General features: G+C 62.1%; 16 protein-coding genes. 3 read left to right on the forward strand and 13 right to left on the reverse strand.

Annotated elements, in window-relative coordinates; translation table 11 throughout:
- Positions 1–172 precede the first annotated feature (172 nt).
- Positions 173–430, forward strand: coding sequence for a helix-turn-helix domain-containing protein (locus AR456_RS14630; RefSeq protein WP_081694627.1), 258 nt, complete (start codon positions 173–175; stop codon positions 428–430).
- 162 nt (positions 431–592) lie between these two features.
- Here AR456_RS14630 and AR456_RS14635 read toward each other — a convergent pair whose 3' ends face one another.
- From AR456_RS14635 to kynU, 3 genes are all read right to left on the reverse strand, one after another.
- Entirely contained in the window at positions 593–1,942 is a 1,350-nt protein-coding gene (locus tag AR456_RS14635; RefSeq protein ID WP_021818610.1) for a sodium-dependent transporter, read from the reverse strand.
- Between the two features lie 72 nt (positions 1,943–2,014).
- Positions 2,015–2,788: an alpha/beta hydrolase gene (locus tag AR456_RS14640; protein ID WP_021818609.1), complete on the reverse strand. Its 774-nt coding sequence runs from the start codon at positions 2,786–2,788 to the stop codon at positions 2,015–2,017.
- Positions 2,789–2,803: 15 nt separating this feature from the next.
- The gene (gene kynU, locus AR456_RS14645; protein WP_021818608.1) at positions 2,804–4,033 is read right to left on the reverse strand and encodes a kynureninase; all 1,230 of its coding nucleotides are present in this window, start codon (positions 4,031–4,033) and stop codon (positions 2,804–2,806) included.
- Between the two features lie 134 nt (positions 4,034–4,167).
- Between kynU and AR456_RS14650 the strand changes: the two genes are divergently transcribed.
- A complete protein-coding gene (locus tag AR456_RS14650; protein WP_021818607.1) occupies positions 4,168–4,632 on the forward strand; it encodes an Lrp/AsnC family transcriptional regulator in 465 nt (154 codons plus the stop codon).
- A 100-nt stretch (positions 4,633–4,732) separates the two neighbouring features.
- Here AR456_RS14650 and AR456_RS14655 read toward each other — a convergent pair whose 3' ends face one another.
- The 6 genes from AR456_RS14655 to AR456_RS14680 are packed head-to-tail and all read right to left on the reverse strand — an operon-like array spanning position 4,733 to position 9,870.
- The gene (locus tag AR456_RS14655; RefSeq protein WP_021818606.1) at positions 4,733–5,479 is read right to left on the reverse strand and encodes an SDR family NAD(P)-dependent oxidoreductase; all 747 of its coding nucleotides are present in this window, start codon (positions 5,477–5,479) and stop codon (positions 4,733–4,735) included.
- 3 nt (positions 5,480–5,482) lie between these two features.
- Positions 5,483–6,334, reverse strand: coding sequence for a fumarylacetoacetate hydrolase family protein (locus AR456_RS14660; protein WP_021818605.1), 852 nt, complete (start codon positions 6,332–6,334; stop codon positions 5,483–5,485).
- Complete coding sequence (locus AR456_RS14665) at positions 6,331–7,329, reverse strand: aldo/keto reductase (RefSeq protein ID WP_021818604.1); 999 nt, start codon at positions 7,327–7,329, stop codon at positions 6,331–6,333. Before AR456_RS14665 ends, AR456_RS14660 begins: the two co-directional genes overlap by 4 nt.
- A complete protein-coding gene (locus AR456_RS14670) occupies positions 7,329–8,120 on the reverse strand; it encodes an amidohydrolase family protein (RefSeq protein ID WP_021818603.1) in 792 nt (263 codons plus the stop codon). Before AR456_RS14670 ends, AR456_RS14665 begins: the two co-directional genes overlap by 1 nt.
- The gene (locus tag AR456_RS14675; RefSeq protein ID WP_021818602.1) at positions 8,117–8,551 is read right to left on the reverse strand and encodes an RbsD/FucU domain-containing protein; all 435 of its coding nucleotides are present in this window, start codon (positions 8,549–8,551) and stop codon (positions 8,117–8,119) included. The genes AR456_RS14670 and AR456_RS14675 overlap by 4 nt, the downstream gene beginning before the upstream one ends.
- Entirely contained in the window at positions 8,548–9,870 is a 1,323-nt protein-coding gene (locus tag AR456_RS14680) for an L-fuconate dehydratase (RefSeq protein WP_021818601.1), read from the reverse strand. Before AR456_RS14680 ends, AR456_RS14675 begins: the two co-directional genes overlap by 4 nt.
- A 102-nt stretch (positions 9,871–9,972) precedes the next feature.
- Between AR456_RS14680 and AR456_RS14685 the strand changes: the two genes are divergently transcribed.
- A complete protein-coding gene (locus tag AR456_RS14685) occupies positions 9,973–10,704 on the forward strand; it encodes a FadR/GntR family transcriptional regulator (protein WP_021818600.1) in 732 nt (243 codons plus the stop codon).
- On the opposite strand, the gene AR456_RS21640 is transcribed toward AR456_RS14685, so the two are convergent.
- The 4 genes from AR456_RS21640 to AR456_RS14700 all read right to left on the reverse strand — a co-directional run bounded on the left by AR456_RS21640 (position 10,701) and on the right by AR456_RS14700 (position 17,120).
- Positions 10,701–11,186: an MFS transporter gene (locus AR456_RS21640; protein ID WP_335337915.1), complete on the reverse strand. Its 486-nt coding sequence runs from the start codon at positions 11,184–11,186 to the stop codon at positions 10,701–10,703. The genes AR456_RS14685 and AR456_RS21640 overlap by 4 nt on opposite strands.
- A gap of 30 nt (positions 11,187–11,216) precedes the next feature.
- Entirely contained in the window at positions 11,217–12,047 is an 831-nt protein-coding gene (locus AR456_RS21645; RefSeq protein ID WP_021818598.1) for an MFS transporter, read from the reverse strand.
- Positions 12,048–12,960: 913 nt separating this feature from the next.
- A complete protein-coding gene (locus AR456_RS14695) occupies positions 12,961–13,689 on the reverse strand; it encodes a hypothetical protein (RefSeq protein WP_021818597.1) in 729 nt (242 codons plus the stop codon).
- 218 nt (positions 13,690–13,907) lie between these two features.
- The gene (locus AR456_RS14700) at positions 13,908–17,120 is read right to left on the reverse strand and encodes a type I restriction endonuclease subunit R (protein ID WP_021818596.1); all 3,213 of its coding nucleotides are present in this window, start codon (positions 17,118–17,120) and stop codon (positions 13,908–13,910) included.
- Positions 17,121–17,229 lie beyond the last annotated feature (109 nt).

The raw sequence follows: 17,229 nt of genomic DNA on the forward strand, positions 1-17,229 counted from the left end.
TGTTTCGAGCCTCTGACAGCATGCGGCCAGGACTCGACATGCCGAGGATACACTTCTGCTGGTCTACTTTCTGTCCCCCTCTGGGCGGGGTACTGGTCAGGGTTTCGGACCTGCTCGCCCTCGGCGGTATGCCGGTGGCTTGAAGTGCCGCACTGTTTGACTATAGACCAGCATGCCTCTTTACGGCCGCCGGGGCTCCATGACCGCGGCTGCCGACAAGGAACGCTCCACCCAACCGAGCATTTCCCAGCGTACCCGCGCGCAGGAAGAGCGGCTGGGGCTGTCGCTTTTCCACCAGCCGGGAGGCCGTCTGACCCTGCCCCAGGCGCCCCGGAACGACCTCTTCGCCTACCACAACTACACCCTGTTGCTGAATGCCGCCCTCACCGATCACCGCCGAATCGAAGGGCCTGCGCGAGAGGACCCGTAGTGGCATCGGCTCGAAGTCCTCGAGCGGCGGCGCCGGGTAGTCTGGGGCGAAGACGGCCTGGCCGTAGCGCTGCGCTCGCAGAAATCGACGCAGCTCTGGTACCAGGGATGGTCGCGGTTAGCGATCACGCGGGCAAATGAAGGCCGCAGTCTGGTGACCCCGTCAGTCAAGCAGGCCGTTGACCAGCACGACTATCGGCAGCAACGGGCACACGAAGCGGATGTACCAGGGCCATAGCTTCCAGAACAGTGTGTCTTCGATCTCCGGCGCCCCACTCCGCAGCTCCTTGAGCTTGGCGTTGCGCGACATCAGCCAGCCAACATAGAAACACACCAGGGCGCCGATCAGCGGCATGTTGTAGTTGATGGTGACGGTGATCGCCCAGCCGAACAGCGTCTCGAAATAGACCAGGATCAGAGTGGAGCTCGCGAGGAGTACCCCACCCATCACCAGGGTCGCCCAGCACCGTGAGACTCGTCCAGTCTCGACGATGGCCGCCACCGGTACCTCGAGCGCCGGGAACATGGAAGTCAGCGCGGCGATCGCCAACAGAGCGAAAAACAGCACCTCAAGCCCGGCGCCGAGCCCGCTCAGCTGGGCAAACATCGCCGGCATGACGTCGAACAGCAGGGTCGAAGAACTCTGCAGCTGGCCGCCGGAATCGAAGATATCCACCCCCAACTCGTCGGCGACAAACATCGAGGGCACGATCAGCATACCAGCGATGAAGGCCACGCCCATGTCGATGAACAGCACCTGGGCCCCGGTCTTCGGCAGGTGAGCGTCGCAACTCAAGTAGGAGCCGTAGATCACCATAGCCCCGATGCCGATGGACATCGAGAAGAAGGCCTGGCCCATGGCATCCATCACCAGTTGACCGGTGACCCGCGAGAAATCCGGCACCAGGTAGGCGGCAAGCCCGGCGGTGGCCCCCGGCAGGGTCATGACCACCGCGATCAGCACCAGCATCAGCACGATCAGCAGCGGCATCAGGCGCTTGGACCAGCGCTCGATGCCCTTGTTGACGCCGGCCAGCACCACACCGACCGTCACCAGCATGGCCAGGCTGGCCAGCATCCAGTCCTTCCAGAACCCGGCGCCGTCGAGGAGCGCGGCCCAGTCCTCGAAGCCCAGCATGGCGAACAGCGGCGACAAGGTGTCGCCGATCAGCCAGCCGGTGACGATGGCATAGAAGGTCAGGCCAAGACAGGCTGTAAAGATCGCCAGCACGCCGATGCCAGCGCCCAACCGACCGGCGCCGCCGCCCCCGCCGACCCGAGACATGGCGGTGATGATGCCACTCTGGGCATAACGGCCGAGGGTCAGCTCGGCCATCAGCGCCGGGTAGGCCAGCACGAAGGCCATTACCAGGTACAGCAGCAGGAAGGCTCCACCGCCGTTATTGGCGGCCATGGACGGGAAGCTCCAGACGTTGCCGAGGCCAACGGCGGCACCGGCAGCGGCCATCAGGAAACCGAAGCGGGAGGAAAACTGCGCTCTTGTCTTGTTCATGGCAATTGGATCCACGGGGAGTCGTCTACCGACTCCACTGTCGTTGTTGTAGTAGTGGCCGCCTGCGGCGGCCTATAAGTGCTCGAGAATGTCGAAGTGATCGCAGCCCGGCAGGTCAACGAGCGCCGCTTCACGGTCGGCAGCACACAGCGCAGCCACGAAGTCGCACCCCTGGTGGCGCAAGGCCGGTGGATCGTGCTCGGCGATCACCACCCGGGCGGGGGGCAGCGTCGAAAGATCGCCGAAACGCGGGCTTAGCGACCGGGCCCGGGCCCTATCGAGACCCAGCGGCGCGTTGACGTAGGTATCCACCAGTGGGGTCAGGTCATAGACGCCGCTGACCAGCAACAGCCCATCGATGCGTACCCCGCCCGCCGCGGCCACCCGACAGGCCAACTGAGCGCCGGCGCTGTGTCCGCCGAGGATCACCGGTCCGGCACCGCCGTGCTCATCGAGGGCCGCGATGGCCATCTCGAGGCCGCGGGCGCACTGCCCGACCATGGCCTCGATCGACGTCGCCGGCGCCAGGCCATAACCCAGCGAAGCGAATGCCATGCCCCGGGCCAGCAAGCCCTCGGCCAGAAAGTCGGTGGCGGTGTGATCCAGCTCCTGCCAGTAGCCGCCGTGGATGAACGCCATCAGCGGCCGGGGACCCTCGCTCCGGGGCATACTCTCGGGGACGAACAGGTCCAGGCGTGCCGCCGAATCGTCGCCGTCGACCAGCTCGAGAGGGGGCTGTCGCGCCGCCAACTCGCGCCCTGCGACGGCCTGGCGAGCCAGGGTGGCCTCGACGTCGCAGGTGAAGCGACTCGGCGAATAGGCATGATCCAGGGTCTCGTCGGTCATGGCATCCACTCCCGCTCAGGTCACCGCACAGCGCACCTGGAAACGCGACTCCCGGTATTCGCCGCTCTCGATCACCTCGCGGAAATGCCGTGCCGCCTGCCAGACGTCCTCATAGCTCAAGTAGAGCGGTGTGAAGCCGAAGCGCATCAGACCCGGCTCGCGGTAGTCGCCGATCACGCCCCGGGCGATCAGCGCCTGGACGATGGCGTAGCCGTGTTCGCTGTCGACCAGCGAGACCTGGCTGCCACGCTCCTCAGGCGACGGGGTGAGGTCCTCGATGCCGTGGGCCTTGAGCAGGTCGTCCAGGCACTCGCGGAACAGCTCGCTCAGCGCCAGGCTCTTGTCGCGCAGGGCTGCCATGTCGACCTCGGCCCACATCGTCAGCGAAGCCTCCAGAGCGCTGTAGATCAGCGCCGAGTGGGTCCCGGTACGAAAGCGCGTGATATCACCGGCCGGCACATAATCGGCATCGAAGGCGAAGGGCGCGGCGTGGCCGTGCCAGCCGGAGAGCGGTTGCCATCCCCTGCCCTGATGGTCGCGATGGACGTACAGGAAAGCCGGGGCCCCGGGCCCACCGTTGAGGTACTTGTAGGTACAGCCCACCGCATAGCGCGCGCCACAGCCTGTCAGGTCCACCGGCAGCGCCCCGGCCGAGTGAGCAAGGTCCCAGATCACTTCGGCACCATGGTCGTGCACCAGCCGGGTGGTAGCCGCCATGTCGCGCAGTCGTCCGGTGCGATAGTTGACCTGGCTCAGCACCACCACGGCCACGCCGTCCAGGTACTCGGCGAGCTCGCTGCCCTCGGGCAGGAAACGGTGCTCGTGACCGCTGAGCCGACAGAAGCCCTGGGCGATATAGCCGTCGGTGGGGAAGTTGCCGCCCTCGCTGAGCACCACGCGGCGGTCGTTGCTGCACTGTCCGGTGATATAGCCCAACAGTTTGAAGAGATTGAGCGTGATGTTGTCAGTGATCACCACCTCGCCACCGCGGGCGCCGATGATGGGTGCCATCAAGTCGCCGAGGCGCTCGGGAGCATCGAACCAGCCCTGGTTCCAGCCCTTGATCAGCTCGTCTCGCCATTGCTCCAGGGTTCCGTCTACTGCCTCTCGAGCCCCCGCCGGCTGGGCACCGAGGGAGTTACCGTCGAGATAGAGAACGCCCTCAGGAAGGGCAAAGCGGCGCTTGAAGTCGGCCAGGGGATCCTGACGATCGAGCTGGTGGATGCGTTCCAGGCTTATGCTCATACCGGGTCTCCGGAAAGGAAAGGGAATCACCTGGCAACATTCTAAGGGGAGACGGATGGCGTAGGGTTGCGTTCTGATGCAACAGACAGCACCTTTAGTGCAAGATTTTTGCACTGAATAGAGAAAAACGAAAAATGACGTCACTTGATCGCTTTGACCTGAAACTCCTGCAAGCCCTGCAGCACGACGCTCGCCTGACCCTCGGCGCCCTCTCCGAGGCAGTCAACCTCTCTCCCAGCCAATGTTCGCGGCGACTTGCGCGGCTGGAGCGCGAGGGTGTCATCCAGGGCTACTCGCTGCGGCTGGACCCGCAGGCACTCGGCCTGGCAGTGACTGCCTTTATCTTCATCTCCGTGGACAAGTCGCGCATGGAGCACCCCCACGATGCCGTGGCGGCACTGCTGACCCGCGACGAGGTTACCGAGTGCCATACCGTCACCGGCAACCACGACTTCCTGATCAAGGTGGTGGTGGAAAGTCTAGGGGCACTATCGACCTTCCTCGCCGAAGCGGTGAGCCCGCTGGAGGGCATCCAGAACATCAACTCCCAGGTGGCCATGAACACCCTCAAGAGCGGCGGGCCGCTGAAGACGGGGTGACCAGCGACGCCTGAAGGACAATTCCGACTTCGTCCGATTGCAGGCGCTGCCGGCAAATAGCCGCGCGACGATCCTGCCCGTCCGCGGCATAGCACTGTCGCTATCGAGGACGCAGCCTCAACGCATCCATTCCACCATCCACCGGCAGGCAGACTCCCACCGTCGAACGGTTGCCGGGATCGGCCAGATAGACCACGGCCTGAGCCACCTCTTCGGCGGAGACAAGACGCCCATGGGGTTGGCGTGCCTCCAGTGCCGCTCGCTCGGCATCCGGGTCTGGCGCCTGCTGCAACAACCGGCCGACCCAAGGAGTATCCGCCGTACCGGGAGAGACGCAGTTCACCCGAATGCCTTCGTGCAGGTGATCGGCCGCCATCGCCCTGGTCAATGCCAGCACAGCGCCCTTGGTCGCCGAGTACAGGGCTCGCTGCTGGATCCCCGCCGTTGCGGCGATCGAGGCCATGTTGATGATCGAGGCGCCATCCGACTCACGTAGGTAAGGCAAGGCGGCTCGTGAGACCCGTGCCATACCGGCGACATTGACCTCCCAGGCGCGTGTCCACTCCTCGTCAGAGTTGGTGCCGACATCCCCCTGGGCACCGATACCGGCGTTGTTGACCACGATATCGATACGCCCCAACGCATTGGCGACAGCCTCTACCGCGCGATCCACCCGTCCACTATCGGAGACATCGCACTCCTCCCAGTGGTGTCGGTTGTCGGGGTTATCTCGATCCAGTACCGCGACCCTCGCGCCTTCGTTGGCCAGGCGTTCGGCGATGGCTGCGCCGATACCCGAGGCGCCGCCAGTCACGATGGCGACCCGCCCTTCAAATCGTGATGTCATGGCTTAGCCCTCCCAGGCACGATATTGCTGACGCTGGCGCCCCAGACCATCGATCTCCACCTCTACCACATCACCGGGCTTGAGATAGTCAAAGCGCCCCGAGACCGCGACGCCCTCAGGAGTCCCAGTGGAAATGATGTCGCCGGGTTCGAGTTGCATGTACTGCGACAGATCCCACACGATTCTGGCGCAATCGAAGATCATGTCTGAGGTGCGAGAGTCCTGACGCGGCTCACCGTTGACCCAGGAGCGCAAACCAACATTGCCGGGATCGAATTCATCGGCGGTCACTATCCATGGCCCCAGCGGCATATAGCCGGGACAGCACTTGCCCTTGCTCCACTGGCCACCGGAGGCCTCCAGCTGAAAGCGGCGCTCCGACAGATCATTGGCAAGCAGGTAGCCACCGATGTGCCCTGCGGCTTCTTCCACCGAGTCGCAGTAGCTGGCAGTGCTGCCGATCACGATGGCCAACTCGACCTCCCAGTCGGTCTTTTCGGAGCCTCGTGCAATGGTGACGGTGTCATCGGGGCCAGCAATGGTATTGGGCGTCTTGAAGAAGACGATGGGTTGATTCGGCGGTTCAGCACCGGATTCGGCGGCGTGTGCGGCGTAGTTCTGACCGATACAAATCACCGAACCCACCGCAGCCACCGGTGAGCCAAAGCGCAGCTCGCTCCCCAGTTCGATGGCGGTGAGGCGCCCGGCATCCAATAGCTCGCGAAGCTTCGCCACTCCGTTGTTCTTCCAGAAATTCGGGCCGAAATCACCGACCGGCGAGGCGTCGTAGAGAACGCCTTCTACCTCGATCAATGGCAATTCGTTACCGATCGCTCCACGGCGCAACAGTTTCATGTGGTCTCCTTCATCAGGCCTCGGGCCTGCAGTTCACTCCAGAAAGCCTCGGGAATATCACTCGAGGCCAGTGCATGATTTCGCTTCACCTGCTCGGACGAGCGCATTCCCGCCATGACATTGACCACGGCGGGATGCCGCCACGGAAAGGCCAGCGCCGCCGCCGGGAGGCGAACATCGTGAGCGCGCGCCACACTGGCGAGTTCACACGCACGTTCCAGAACAGACGCGGGGGCCTGGCCATACTCGTACCAGGCATCGGCAGGCGGCTCGTCCCGTGCCAACAGCCCTGAGTTGAATACCCCGACGGCCACGACACCGACCTGCTTCTCCAGGCACGCTGACATCAGGCCCACCCGCTCCTGCTCCAGCAGCGTGTAGCGGCCGGCCAGCATGATCAGATCGGGGGCAGCCTTGTCGACAAAGCGCTTGAGCATCTCGGCATCCTTGGAGCCCACGCCCCAGGCGGCGATCCTGCCCTGCTCACGTAGCCGGTTGAGCTCGGGCACTGCACCGGCCAAGGCCTCCTCGAAGCGATCTGTCGGCTCCTCCGGATCGTGAATCCAGAGGATGTCCACGGATTCCATCTCGAGACGCGCCAGCGATTCCTCCAGGCTCTGCCTCACGCCCTCGGCGGTGTAGTCACGCACGCGAGTCAGGTCGTCAGGCACGTGGAAGCCATTGGTTTCATCGCTGCCCTGGGGCGCAGGATTAGGTGCCAACCGGCGTCCGACCTTGGTGGAGATGACGTAGTCCTGCGGTGAGCGGCCTTTCAACGCCTTACCCAGGCGCTGCTCGGAAAGCCCGAGCCCATAATGGGGCGCGGTATCAAAGAAGCGCAGCCCGAGCTCCCAGGCGGTATCCACGGCAGCCAGACAGTCTTCCTCGGGGGTTACCTTGCCCATATTGCCGAACTGCGCCGCCCCCACACCGAGGCCCTCGAAGGCACGACGCAACTTGGCTGGAAGCCGCGCGGAGATTGACGCTAGCGTCATCACACCGCCCTCCTCTTGTAGATGTTCACAGCATTGGCTTCTGCCACCGCAGGACGCAGGGAGACAGCAAGGCGCTCCAGTACTCTTTCGCACCAGTCCGATGAATCCTTGCTGACGGGGCTATCGCTGCCGAGCAGGCAACGCTCGCTGCTGAAGGTTTCGATGGCGGTATCGAGGATGTCCGGAGCGCAGCGTTCGAGCTCATCGGCGTTCTGGCACTCCGCCGGCAACCCAGACAGCTTGCAGAACACGTTGTCGAACTCGGCAAGCCGCGCCAGATTCCGCTGCCAGACATCACGGGACGACACATCGCGTACATTGGGTTTGCCCATGTGGTCCAGCACCACTGTCAGCTCCGGCACCTTTTCGATCAGCGCCAGCAGACGAGGCAGTTCGTGGTCTCTGACACAGGCATCGAACGGCAGGCCATAGGCGACCAGTTGCTTCAGACCATCGAGGAAGAGCGCCGAATCAAACAGCTCCCGGTCCTGCAGCAGACGCCGGACACCGACCACTTGAGGCACGGAGGCGATGCGCGCCAGCGCCCTCTCGGACTGTGGATGCTCGAGAGGAACGCTCACCACCACGCCATGGACTCGCGGATCCTTCTCGGCAAGCGAGACCAGCCAATCAGCCTCCTCCACGGGATCGGTGGCATCGGCCTCGACCAGCACGAAGCGTCGGTCCTGCCCGTGGGGAATATCCGCCATGGCGGGCAACCCCGCGTCCAACAGCCAGGGAATCCGCACCGCGGCGGTGTCCCAGACATGGAGATGGGTATCAATCATCATGGAACGCCTATCGTCAGCAGAAAGTTGGTGTAAGGGCGACGTTCTCCGGTCGCAACCACCAGACACACATCCGGCTCGCGGCAGGCCGCGTAGAACGCCCATCGGTCGAGGCTCGACCAGGTGATTTCACTGCCGCCTGCGTGGCGATGGTCCGCCAGATGCCGCTGGCACTCGGTGACCGAATCGGAGGCTTCGCCCTCGGCGGTGGCCATGAAGGTGATCTCCTCCACGGCGATGGACTGCGCCACCGCATCCATCACCGCCAGTGCAGGCACCATCCCCTCGCAGAGATTGAGGTACACCCGAGTCGCGTTGGCCGGCGCTGCCGTCGAATGCGGATACAGCGCGTCAGCCACCAGTACCCTGGCACCGTGGCCTGCTGCGGCGAGGGCGTGCAGCAGTTGGGGGTGAAGTAGCGGCCCGTTGATCATGCTGGCACCGCTTGTCGACGCCGGGCCCACTCAGCCCCGTCCGGCCACGCCCAGGCGGCCAAGGTCTCGGCCTTGATCTCCGCTGAATATCCCGGGCGAGAAGGCAAGGTGTAGGCGCCGTTTTTGACGTAGCAGGGATCGACGAAGTGTTCGTGCAGGTGATCGACAAACTCAGCCACGCGACCCTCCACCGGGCCCGACACGGCGATGTGGTCGATCATCACCAGGTGATTGACCAGTTCGCACAGCCCCACCCCGCCCGCATGCGGGCAGACAGGCTTGCCGAACTTCTTCGCCATCAGCAGCACCGGGATGATTTCGTTGATACTGGCGAGTCGGCACGAGTCGATCTGCACGAAATCCACCGCCTCGGCCTGCAGCAACTGCTTGAACAGCACACGGTTCATCCCGTGCTCACCGGTGGCAACACCGATCCCCAACGGACGCACTCCATCGGCGATGCTGCGGTGACCCAGCACATCATCCGGGCTGGTCGGCTCTTCGATCCACAGCAGATTGTGGTGGGCCAGAGCCTCTACACGCTCGATGGCCTCAGGCACGTCCCAGATCTGGTTGGCATCGATCATCAGCGCCACATCAGGGCCGATTACCGAACGTGCGATACCCAATCGACGTTCATCGTCAGCAGGGTCGGCACCAACCTTGAGTTTGATGTGCCGGTACCCCTCTTGCATGGCTTCTCGGCACAGTCGGGCCAGCTTCTCGTCCGAGTACCCCAGCCACCCGGCCGATGTCGTGTAGCAGGGGAATCCGTGCTCGCTCAGTTCGGCGATACGCTGCTGCTGGAATGGCCGCTGTTCCTTGAGCATTGCCACTGCCTCTTCGGCGCTCAGCACGTCGCTGAGGTAGCTGAGATCCAACTGTTCGACGAGCACTTCCGGCTCCATGTCGCAGACCAATTGCCACAGCGGAAGGCCCGCCCGACGCGCAGCCAGATCCCACACCGCATTCATTACCGCAGCGCGAGCCAGATGTACGACGCCCTTATCCGGCCCCAACCAACGCAGCTGTGAATCCGCGGCCAGCTCGCGATAGATTGCCCCCGGAGCCTGGCACACCTGCGCCACATCGCGGCCGACAAGGCGAGCGGACAAGGCCTCCATGGCCTGAAGACAAATCTCGTTGCCGCGCCCTATAGTGAAGGTGAACCCGCATCCGTAGAGCGCGATGTCATCGGTCGCCAGTCTGATATAGGCCGCAGAGTAGTCGGCATCCTTGTTCACCGCGTCGGAGCCGTCGCTGCTGTCCGAAGTCGGAAAACGCAAATCCACTAGTTCGATTGATGTGATGACAGGCACGTATCGCCCTCCAGATTCATCAGGTGTATTAAATTGCCAACGGAAATTCCGATAGAATTGAGCTAATTGTTTTTTCCCAGACCCGAGCCGGAGACATCTTTCATGCCGCCTTCTCCCCCGCCCGACAGTGACCAGCGCCGTCCCTCCCAGTACGAAGTGGTCGTTCAGGGCATCCAGGAGATGATCGTCGCCGGCGAAATCGCTCCGGGAGATCGACTGCCCATCGAGTCGATTCTCGCCACTCGCTTCGGCGTCTCGCGCAGCTCACTCCGCGAAGGCGTGAGAGCGCTGGTCGCCATGGGCATCCTCGAAACACGCCAGGGTTCCGGCACCACCGTCACCTCGCTCGCCCCCGGGTTGCTGCTGAAGCCTCTCGAGTTCTGGGCGGGTATCCAGGCGGGTAAGTCATCCCGAGACCTGCACAACGTACGCCAAGCGCTGGAGGTCGAGTCCGCTGCTGCGGCGGCGATGCGTCGAACCGACGAAGACATCGAGCGCCTGCAGGCTGTACTGGCCGACGCCGAGCCCGCCATCCGTGCACTCGATCACGAAGCCGCGATGGCCTTCGACCTCGAGTTTCACCTCACGCTGGCGAGGATCTCCCGCAACGCAGTGCTGATCGCACTGCTCGAGGCACTTTCTCGACCGACCCTGCGGATGAGGCTGTGGCAGTCCATTCACCTCAGCGGACGCCTTGCCATCACCCACCAGGAACATCAGGCCATCCTCAATGCCGTGATTGCTGGCGACCCGCGAAGCGCCCATGCCGCCATGCAGACCCATCTATCTCAGGTCGCCGTGGTCCTGCAGGACGCCTCGGACAGCGCCTCCTAGGCCAGATCACCTTCGCTAGCCTCGCCCTCGCGCGGATGACGCTGGACATAGATCCCGAAGGCCACGATCACCGCGAAGCACAGGGCCACCACCACGTAACTGACCTGCGCTGAAGTGACATCGATCAGCCAACCCTGGACCAGCGGCACCAGCGCGCCACCGACGATCGCCATCACCAGGCCGGCGGCGCCGTACTTGGTGTCTTGCCCCAGGCCTTCGAGGGAAATGCCGTAGATGGTTGGGAACAGCAGCGAGATGCAGGCGCTCAACAGCACAATGGCCACCGCACCAATCAGGTTGCCGCTGAGCACCGCCACCATCGACAGCGCGACACCGAGCACACACATCCACGTCATCAGCTTGCGTGGGTCTATCCGGCCCATGATGCTCACCATAACGAAGCGCGAGACAAGAAAGACCAGCAGCGAGGCCTGCAGCCAATAACCCGCCTCGGTGTCGCTTACGCCCATTTCCTGAGTCACGTAGTGGATGGTGAACGTCCAGGTGCAGGTCTAGGCGGCCACGTTGAAGAACTGAGCCACCACCCCGAAGGCATAACGACGGTTACGCACCAACCGGCCCAGACGGCTGCCCGGCAGCGCCTTCACATCGCTCTTGCTGTCCGCCATCAACGCCTGGCGACGAGGCACCCGCACCATCGCAATGGCAATCGCGATCACGATGTAGACCAGGGCCAGCGTGATGTAGGGCCCCATGACCGCCTGCAGTTCCGCCGACTGCATCTCTGCCAGCGCATCGCGAGTCAAGGAAGCACGCTGCTCAGCGGTTGCCGGATTGACGTGGGGAAGAATGAATATCGCAGCGAGCAGCACCCCAAGATTGGAGCCCACCGGATTGAAGGACTGAGCGAAATTCAGCCGCCGAGTCGCGTTGTCGCGCGGCCCCATCGCCATGACATAAGGGTTGGCGGATGTCTCTAGGATCGACAGACCCGCCGCCAGAGTGAAGAGCGCCACCAGGAACATGGAGTAGGTCATCATCTGAGAGGCAGGCAGAAACAGAAGCCCCCCAGTGGCCGCCAGCAACAGGCCAATCAGTACACCGCCCTTGTAACCCAGGCGCGAATTGATCCAGGCCGCCGGAATCGCCAAGGCGAAATAAGCACCGTAGTACGCAAACTGCACCAGCGAAGCCTGCAGCGCGCTCATCGAGAAGACCGAACCGAAGACAGAAACCAGCGGATCCGTCAGATTGCCGGCAAGCCCCCAGGCCGCGAAGCAGGTAACGATAAGAATAAAGGGCAACAACATGCCCCGGTGCAGGAAAGAGGATTGTTCCGGGGCCGGCTGCTCCGCAGCCGCCGCGGTTGAGGATGCATCCACAAATGACTCCTTGTAGTGTTTGTTGAGACAATTGATCAGATGAATTTTGTTGCTGAGGGAGAAACTAGACGAGGTATGCAGCAATGACAAGGAATTCCTCCTAAGACAAACGTCTTACGAATAACGAAAAACCCAACCATTAATGGCTGTTTTTAAACCATAAAAATCAACAAACAGGGAGTAACAATAAGAGAAGAGAGACAACGAGAAGGCAGAGACATCCAGACAGCAAACCGCGCCGGGCGCTCACTGAAACAAAAATAGATACGATGAATAGGCCAGTCACGGCCACACCGGGACCGGCCCGTCACGCATCCCTGCGGGTAGAAAGCGGGGCAACATAGGCCAATCGAAAGGAAGGCAGCAACGAAGGGTAACGACCCGAGAAGCAGTCGCGAAAACAGCGGGGAGACAAGCAGTGGCAATGCGGGGCTAATCGCGAGCGCGGGAGAAGCTCAGACCAGCATTCGAAACCTGCGGAGATATTCTGGCCTCACGGGAACAAGGCAGTGCGCTTATGTGGGCCTAGCTGGATTCGAACCAGCGACTAAGGGATTATGAGTTCGCTTTTAAAACAATAAGTTACTGATACAAAAGGAAAAGCAACCGTAATTGAGCGAAAGGTACAGTTCTTTTGAATCAGTAGGTTAGCGAAAGATGAGGATAGCACACGAAGCTGGTGTGTGTACCGCTCGTGTACCGTTTGAGATCTTCCTCTCTCCCGAATAGCATGCCTCAGGGGGAGCGAAAAACCGCTCGCCTCAAAGGCATGCTGATCTCTTACGGCTAAAAGAGGACACTCAGCCAGTGCAAATTTAACGCCCGGCTCACGCGCCGGTTTGGAGCCGCAAAGCGGCGGAAAATTGGTCGCTGTGCAGCCGACTGTTAGAGAATGATTGGCGCCGAGCTTCGTTCACTTTTCGCCAACTTTCATAATCGATGAATGCCGGACTAGTCGAGGTTCAATTCCCAAAGATTCGACAACCCTTTTCAAAGCCTCAAGCTGCCACTCGCCAGCCCATGGAGAGATGACAACTCTTTCGAGTGCTTTACTCAAATCCAGTCCAATTAACTTGGGCTTATCTACTGAGCTCTGCTCAGTATCTGTGACCGCCACGCGGAACTCTTGCTCAGCGAAATAACCATGCTGCTTATGAAACGAAAAAGACACATCAGTTTCGTCGGGGACTTTTTCCTTAGCGTAATTTATATATTGGACGGGCCCTGCTATGTAGTTGTAATCAGAATCAAGCGCACCGAGTAGGTTCCCTGCTGTAGTCTTGATAGCAACTCCATTTTGTCGACTTCCATAAACCCGCCACATGAGAGAGCACTCACTATCAAGCTGTTGCCAACTTGTTACCCAGGTATTTTTTCGAACAGCTTCTAGCCGATTACGCAGGTCATCGATTTCACTAACAGGTCTGGCGAAACTTTGGCTCATATCGGTGAAATCGAGAGAAAGGGTGACCTCATTTTGAAGAGGCATACGGCCTTCAAATCCATCCTCGAACTCAGACAGACTCGTAAACTTTAATTTTTCCCCTGTAATTAGGCTCAGAAAGCCATAAACATCCATATACCGCCAGAGAGGGGTGCTGTCGTCCCAATGATCTTCATTGACTCGAGTATGGTTTCCCAAGGTTTACCTCATTTCTAACAGGTATTAGACAGCGCGCTCGTTTATTGACTTGAACGAGCGCGCGCGTTCAACATTCTTATACCGCCACATCAAACCACTGATTTTTCGTTGTATTTTCGTTGACGTGGCTATATAACACCAATCAACGAGCATGCTGCCTTTTCCGACATGTCGGTTTTGGATCGCTATCCGCCATGACAGACTCCTACCGTAAGTTTTTACTCAGCACGCGAGTCACGATTCGACCTCCCCGCCAGCAGCTTCAAAATCAACAGCGCAAACTGCCTCCCCGTTTCCTCATCTTCCAACAGCGGCATACTGAGCTTCTCGTGGTCGCTGAGGGCGTCTAGCACGGCGTCGGTGACCTTCTTCGGGAAGAGACCGTGCATCACCTGGTCTTCGCTGTGATTGCGAACCTGGGCCATCACCGCCTCGTCGCGCTCGATGCGGTCGGCGATCCCGTTGGCGAAGTGCAGCTTGTCGTCGTCGCTGACCTCGGCGCCGTAGAGGTCGTTGAGGCGCTCGATGATCTCGTTAAGGCGCTGCTTCTCGGGGTCGTGGGGCTTGCCTGAACCCACTTCACTGACCGGGGTGAGACCGTAGTCGCCCTCGGCCTCCTCCAGGCGCAGGCGCTTCTCCTCGCGCTTGGTGAGGCGGTAGTGGGTCAACTCCAGTTCGCTGACGTCGATGCTCTCCTCTTCCAGCAGCCGGTCGGTGCGCAGCAGCGGGTGGAGATGGCGGGCGTAGACGCACAGCTGCTCCAGCTCGGCGTCGTCGAAGGTGGCGATCTGGCTGAGGAATTCGTAGGTACGCACGAAGCTCTGCAGGTTCTTGCGGAACAGGTCGAGCTCGTCACGGGTGGTGCCTGCCTCCTTGAGTTCCTGCTCGGCGCGCTTCAGCCCCTTGTCGTCGCCGTTCTGCTCGGCGGCCTGGCGAGCCTCCTTCCAGACCTGAAGCTGCTCCAGGGCCATCTGGTAGCGCTGCTTGAAGCGGTCCTGAGCCGGACGGCAGTGGTAGCTGAGGCTGGAGGCCGGCGCCTTGGGGTCGAAGAAGGCCTTGGCGAAGGCTTCCACCTCGGGGCAGTGATAGATGCCACTGGCGTCCAGGCCACGCTGCAGGTCATAGACCACGTTGGGATCGGAGACGTCGGCCAGCTCCGCCTTGCGGTAGTAGGGGGCGAAGGCGTCGAGGATCTCCTGCTCGTCGTTGAAGAAGTCGAGGATGAAGGTCTGCTTGCCGGGAAACAGCCGGTTGAGCCGCGACAGGGTCTGCACGCAGTCCACATCACGAAGTTTCTTGTCCACGTACATGGCGCACAGCTTGGGCTGATCAAAGCCGGTCTGGAACTTGTTGGCGGCGATCATCACGTTGTAGTCGTCGGTGTCGAACGCCTCGGCCAGGTCGCGACCCTTCAGCCCGGGGTTGAGCAGCTGGCTGGTCTCGGTGACTTCCTCGGGGATCTCCTCATCGGGCGGCACGCTGCCGGAGAAGGCCACCATGGGGTGAACGTCGGCGTAGCCCTGCGCTTCGATGTAGCGGCGCATGGCCAGCTGGTAGCGCACCGCCTCCTGGCGGCTGGCCGTGACCACCATGGCCTTGGCCTGGCCATCGAGCAAATGGCGGACATTGTCACGATAATGCTCGACGATCACTTCCACGCGTTGGGCGATGTTGTAGGGGTGCAGCCGCACCCACTTGGCCAGGGTCCGCGAGGCCTTCTTGGAGTCCACCTCCTGGTCCTTGCCATCGGGGTGGGCGAGCTTCCAGGCGGTGCCGTAGGTGACGTAGTTGCGCAGCACATCGAGGATAAAGCCCTCCTCGATAGCCTGGCGCATGGAGTAGAGGTGGAACGGTTCGGGCTTGTTGTCGGCGCTTGAAGGAAGCGTGGAATCCAGCGGGCGGCCGAACAGCTCCAGGGTCTTGGCCTTGGGGGTGGCAGTGAAGGCGTAGTAGCTGATGCGCTCGCTGGGGCGGCGTGAGGCCACGGCGGCATCCAGCATCATCTCCGCACTGACTTCCCGCTCGCCGTCGCCCTCATCCTCTGTGGCTTCCCCGGCGGCCGCCAGCAGGGCCTTGAGCTTGCTGGCCGAACTGCCGGTCTGCGAGGAGTGGGCCTCGTCGGCGATCACCGCATAGTGGCCCTCGGCGAGCTGCGGGCGCTTGTCCAGGGCGTCGAACAGCGCCGGGAAGGTCTGGATGGTGACGATGATGATGCGGGTGTTGCTGGCCAGGGCCTCGGCGAGCTGCTCCGACTTGCTCTGATTGCCGATATCGCGGGTGATGGGCCGCACCACGCCGTGGGCGTGCTCGAACTGGTAGATGGTGTCCTGGAGCTGGCTGTCGAGCACCGTGCGGTCGGTGACCACGATCACCGAGTTGAACAGCTTGGTGCCGTCCTCGGCATAGAGATTGGCCAACTGGTGGGCACACCAGGCGATGGAGTTGGACTTGCCCGAGCCGGCGCTGTGCTGCACCAGGTAGCGGCGTCCCGGCCCCTCGTCCAGGGTGGCCTGCACCAGGCGGTTGACCACCTCCCACTGGTGATAACGCGGGAAGATCAACGTCTCCTTGGTGGTGCGGCGGCCGTGGAAGTCTTCGGTGGTCTTCTTCTCCAGGTGCAGGAAGCGTCCGAGCACCTTCAGCCAGGCATCCGGGGAGAACACCTTCTCCCACAGGTAGGCGGTGGCGTAGCTGGCCTCGTCCGGTGCCGGCGGGTTGCCGGCGCCGCCCTCCTGCGTGCCGCGGTTAAAGGGCAGGAAGAAGGTCTCCTTGCCGGCCAGCTTGGTGGTCATGGCCACCTCGGCCTGGCTCACCGCGAAGTGGACCAGGGCGCCGCGCTTGAAGGTCAGCAGCGGCTCGGGCTTATGGGTGACGGGGTCCTTGATCGGGCGATCCTGGCGGTACTGTCGCTTGGCGTTCTCCACCGTCTGCTTGAACTGGCTCTTCAGCTCCAGAGTCGCGGTGGGGATGCCGTTGACGAACAGCACCAGGTCGAGGCGGGGGTTGTAGCTCTCGCCGCCCTGGCCCTTCTCCCGGGCGTGGGGCGAGTAGGAGACCTCGGGCACCACCCGCAGGCGGTTGGCGCGGTAGCGGGCCAGCGAATCCGGGTTCATGCCGTGGTCGGGCTGGAAGCTGCACAGGTCGAACTTCACCCCCGGCACCTTGAAGCCGTGACGCAGCACCTCCAAGGTGCCGGCCCGCTCCAGCTCGCGGACGACCTTCTGCACGAACACCTGTTCCGGGGCCTGGGGGTTGGCCTTGCAGAACTTCCCCCAGCGCTCCGGCCAGGCCTCACGCACGTAGCCGAGCAGATCCTCGGTGTAGAGCGCCGAGGCGCGCTCAAAGCCACCGGCCGTGCCGGCCTTCCAGCCGCCGGCCGTCATGGCCTCAACGATGTCTTGCTGGAAGGGGGCTTCCCTGCTGTCCGCCATGTGATCCCCTGCGCTTGGCGTAATGTTGCGTAACAGCCTAGCGCTTCAGGGATGCAAGGAGAAGGCTACTTAGGACGATGCATTGCCCATACGAAGCGGTTCAGCCAAA

Origin of the sequence: Halomonas huangheensis (assembly GCF_001431725.1) — a bacterium.
In the GTDB taxonomy this organism is placed as follows: Bacteria; Pseudomonadota; Gammaproteobacteria; order Pseudomonadales; family Halomonadaceae; genus Halomonas; species Halomonas huangheensis.

Excerpts from the sequence above, each read along its gene's own strand:
- AR456_RS14700 (WP_021818596.1), bottom strand. The coding sequence starts at position 17,120 with ATGGCGGACAGCAGGGAAGCCCCCTTCCAGCAAGACATCGTTGAGGCC.
- AR456_RS14630 (WP_081694627.1), top strand. The coding sequence starts at position 173 with ATGCCTCTTTACGGCCGCCGGGGCTCCATGACCGCGGCTGCCGACAAG.
- AR456_RS14655 (WP_021818606.1), bottom strand. The coding sequence starts at position 5,479 with ATGACATCACGATTTGAAGGGCGGGTCGCCATCGTGACTGGCGGCGCC.
- AR456_RS14660 (WP_021818605.1), bottom strand. The coding sequence starts at position 6,334 with ATGAAACTGTTGCGCCGTGGAGCGATCGGTAACGAATTGCCATTGATC.
- AR456_RS14665 (WP_021818604.1), bottom strand. The coding sequence starts at position 7,329 with ATGACGCTAGCGTCAATCTCCGCGCGGCTTCCAGCCAAGTTGCGTCGT.
- AR456_RS14685 (WP_021818600.1), top strand. The coding sequence starts at position 9,973 with ATGCCGCCTTCTCCCCCGCCCGACAGTGACCAGCGCCGTCCCTCCCAG.
- AR456_RS14640 (WP_021818609.1), bottom strand. The coding sequence starts at position 2,788 with ATGACCGACGAGACCCTGGATCATGCCTATTCGCCGAGTCGCTTCACC.
- AR456_RS14650 (WP_021818607.1), top strand. The coding sequence starts at position 4,168 with ATGACGTCACTTGATCGCTTTGACCTGAAACTCCTGCAAGCCCTGCAG.
- AR456_RS14635 (WP_021818610.1), bottom strand. The coding sequence starts at position 1,942 with ATGAACAAGACAAGAGCGCAGTTTTCCTCCCGCTTCGGTTTCCTGATG.
- AR456_RS14670 (WP_021818603.1), bottom strand. The coding sequence starts at position 8,120 with ATGATGATTGATACCCATCTCCATGTCTGGGACACCGCCGCGGTGCGG.
- AR456_RS14675 (WP_021818602.1), bottom strand. The coding sequence starts at position 8,551 with ATGATCAACGGGCCGCTACTTCACCCCCAACTGCTGCACGCCCTCGCC.
- kynU (WP_021818608.1), bottom strand. The coding sequence starts at position 4,033 with ATGAGCATAAGCCTGGAACGCATCCACCAGCTCGATCGTCAGGATCCC.